This window comes from Variovorax sp. P4_D9, from assembly GCF_056401695.1.
Genome location: NZ_JBFUIU010000926.1, coordinates 1 through 3275, shown reverse-complemented (window position 1 = coordinate 3275; position 3275 = coordinate 1). Strand labels below are relative to the sequence as shown.

4 protein-coding genes are annotated in these 3275 nt (G+C 61.7%); 1 reads left to right on the top strand and 3 read right to left on the bottom strand.

What is annotated here, in order from left to right:
• The 3 genes from AC1DY5_RS48425 to AC1DY5_RS48415 form a co-directional block, all read right to left on the bottom strand.
• Nucleotides 1–406: hypothetical protein (locus AC1DY5_RS48425; protein ID WP_478121466.1), on the bottom strand; the 406-nt coding region annotated here is incomplete at its 3' end.
• 102 nt (nt 407–508) lie between these two features.
• Entirely contained in the window at nt 509–1108 is a 600-nt protein-coding gene (locus AC1DY5_RS48420; protein ID WP_478121467.1) for a response regulator transcription factor, read from the bottom strand.
• Nucleotides 1109–1273: 165 nt separating this feature from the next.
• Nucleotides 1274–2521 carry a DNA-methyltransferase gene (locus tag AC1DY5_RS48415; protein WP_478121465.1) on the bottom strand — a complete coding sequence of 416 codons (1248 nt, stop codon included), beginning with the start codon at nt 2519–2521 and terminating at the stop codon, nt 1274–1276.
• A 196-nt stretch (nt 2522–2717) separates the two neighbouring features.
• Between AC1DY5_RS48415 and AC1DY5_RS48410 the strand changes: the two genes are divergently transcribed.
• On the top strand, nt 2718–3191 hold the full coding sequence (locus AC1DY5_RS48410) for a hypothetical protein (RefSeq protein WP_478121464.1): 474 nt from the start codon (nt 2718–2720) through the stop codon (nt 3189–3191).
• The last annotated feature ends 84 nt before the right edge of the window (nt 3192–3275 follow it).

Genomic DNA, 3275 nt, shown 5'->3' with positions numbered 1-3275 from the left:
GCCCGGGATATTCGGGCTGCCGTGTGCCCGGGTCGGGGCGTAGGGCCTTGACCAAGCGGTTCACGCTGTCGCCGATCCAGATGAGGGCCTGACCCACGGTGTACCTGGTTGCGCCCACTGAAATCTTCAGCCCGGCTGGCGACCGCGCTTCCCACAGCATCTCGGAGGTCGCGAGGTTCACATGGGTCCGGGTGAGGGTCTTCGGAACCTTGTGGCTCGCAAGCATCTTTGCGAGGAGGGTGGTGATCACCGTCTCACTGTGCTTGTGCTCGTCGTCCGTCAGGCTGGCAACGAAGTCCGGGTCCGCGAAACGTTCCAGGGGGACCGGCGCCCGCTTCGTTCGGAAGACCATTCTCCAGGGCAGACCGTAGGCAATTGCGGGCGGCAGAGGAAGGATGGAGGACATAGCGCGAAAGGATACTGAGTTTTTCGCCCAGGGCGAAATTCCACCTTGCGCCATTTCAATCCAGCTTCCGGGCTATTCACCCCGGAGCCGGGGCGTTCGCCCTCAGTCGAGAAGGCTGTTGGCTCGGACCACGAAAAGCGCTCGTGATCGATTGTTCACGCCAAGCTTCCGGTACAAACGCCAGAGGTGGACCTTCACGCTGGTCTCGGCCAGGCCGAGAGCGATCGCCATTTCCGCGTTTGTCAGGCCACGGTCCATCATCTTCACCAGCTGGTGCTGGCGCTTGGACAGCTTGAAGTCGAGAGCGCCATCTTGGGCGTCGTCGTCCGAACCAGGCGCCGCCGCGAGGAGGCCCAGCAGTGCCTCGACGTATTCGTTGCGGCCGCGGCCCTTTTCGATGTAGATGTCGGCCCCCGACGCAACGCAGATCTCCTCCATCTCGCTCGAAGGATGGGTGGAGAAGATGGCGATCTGCGCTTTCGGGAACATGGACCGGACCTTCGCAACGCCCGAGTTGGAGTCGTTGTCCGGGAGGTTGATGTCCAGCGAAACGAGGTCGGGCGGGCCGTGGCTGATCAACGCGTCGTCGATGGCCGCGAGGCTGTTGAGTTCGACGATGTTTGAATGCGGGCGCAGGCGCTTCATGGCCATGACGACTGCATCGAGCAGCATTGGATGGTCGTCTACCGCGTAGATCGTCATCGGCACAAAAATAGCCCTCCTGACCCCTGAGATCGGGGGTCGCAAAAAATTGACGTGTGGGTCGTTCCCGACGTCCAATGGGAAGTCTGGCGCAGAAGCGCCTCGGATTGCCTTCCGTGCGGGAAAACACTGCTGGCAAACGCGAAGATTTGCGCGGTTTCGCGATCAGTTTCGTTCCGCGGCACCGGGTGGCTGCCAACCCTCCAGGTCAAAGGAGGCGCGAAACCCCGGCCGATCGACCATCCGGAGGCCGCCGCCGGCTGCGTACTCGGCCATCATCTCCAGCGCTATCCAGCGGTAGCCGGCCTCCTCGCAGGCCATCGCCGTGGAGCCCCACCCGCTAAAGGGGTCCAGCACCAGGCCACCCGGGGGCGTCAGGAACTCGACCAGCAACTTTGCGAGCTTCACTGGCATCAGGGCGCCGTGCACCGGAAGGCCGAGCGCCTTCGCCTCCTTGCGGGTCTTCTCGACTTCCCTGCTGACATGGGTGATGGAAATCACGTTCTTGGGGATCTTCCCGGCGGTCACGTTGCCGAAGGAGCCTGGTCGCAGCTTGTAGGCGCCGTCGCCATACGTGGCGGTGCGAACCTCGCCCCCGGCGGCCAGCAACTGGGCGTGGCGCTTCGAATGGGGCTGCAGCACGCGCCGGTTGTCGGCAACGCAGCGCACCGGATCGTTGCAGAAGATCAGCACCGGCTCGTAGCCCACATTGAGCTGCTGGCGCTTGATCGACGCCCAATAGGTCGGGCCTGGGGGCTTCGCGGGGTTGTGCCAAATCGCTCGATCGATGAGTTGAAGTCCAAGGCGATCGTAGAGTGCCAACGTGAGCCTCTCGACATACATCGAGCGGGCAGGAGACTTGGACAGGAAGATGTCGTTGCTGACGTTCAGCGCAATGCAGCCGCCGGCGATCAGGTTCTTCAGGAGCGGCTCCAGCGCGCCACAGATGAAGTCGACGTACTCCGCCTCCGACGGATTTCCGTAGGCCCGTGCCTCACGCAAGGGGTAGGGCGGCGAAGTGATGATTGCGGAGATTTGATCCGTGAGTCGGCCGGCGAGCGTCTCGGTGCGAGTCCAGATGGCCACGCCGAGATCGGTGCTGAAGGCCACCAGGGCCACGCCTTCGGGGGCTGGGGTCAGGTCGCCGTCCCTTTGCGCCTTGGGCGTCAGGCGCCAGTTGCCTCGCTGGCCAGGCACGCGCTCAAGGAGGCCCAGCTTGCGGAGGGTCTGCTGGTGCCAGCGGACTTTCCTGTGGGCCAGGTTGTGGGGCTGACGTGAGCGGCCAACCGGCTGGCGTACGCCTCCGACCAGGTCGAGCGCTTTGTAGAGTGCGGCGTTGGAAATGCCTTCGTCGTGAATCTGGACGTTGCGGTATGCCGCAAGGAGCGGCTCGAATAGATCGGACTGTTGCATTGAGAGGTTTGTTCGCAGCGTGCTATGTTGCAGAACAAGATCTCACACCTGAGCACGAATGCGCAAGGCAAGCGGGAAGCTGTGAACGCTGGTCTCGGAATTCTGGCTACGGCAAGGGAGCCCGGGCGGGTTGGGCGAGACGGCTAAAGTTGCAGCCTGACCCCGATATGAGCACGCTTCAAGCGAGAATTGCCAGATGCTAGATAGTGATCTTTTCCCCGCCCCTTGGTTAGTCAACACCCTTCTCGACGAAGGTTTCGTCGAACGAAAAAAAGCTGAGCTAGGAAGACAGGCCATCCCCTATGACCTGAGCGACTGGCTCGTTGAGCATTTTGATGTTGAGGTACTCGCCAAACGCAACGAATCCCAGTTGGAGGAAAAGTTCATTGGACCGCTGCTTGCGCAGCTCGGCTGGATCACCGTCAATCAGCAGCACATCGTCGTGCAGGGAAAGCTCGCCAAGCCCGACTGGTGCCTCGTGCTCCAGCCCGGGCAGGACACTTCCCTCATAGCCAGCAAGGACCACGCGCTCATAACCGCAATCTGCGAATCCAAGGCCTGGGGGAAGACGCTCGACACCGGCAAGGCCGATCGCGCAAGAAACCCCCACCACCAGTTGCAGGACTATTTGAGCACCCTGCGGGTTAGGACTCGCGCAAAAATAAAGTGACTAAGTTTTCTTCTTTGCTGGGAGCACCGTGTAGTTCCAATCACCATGAAAGTTGTCCGGCTTGAGATTGAGTTGGGCCAACTC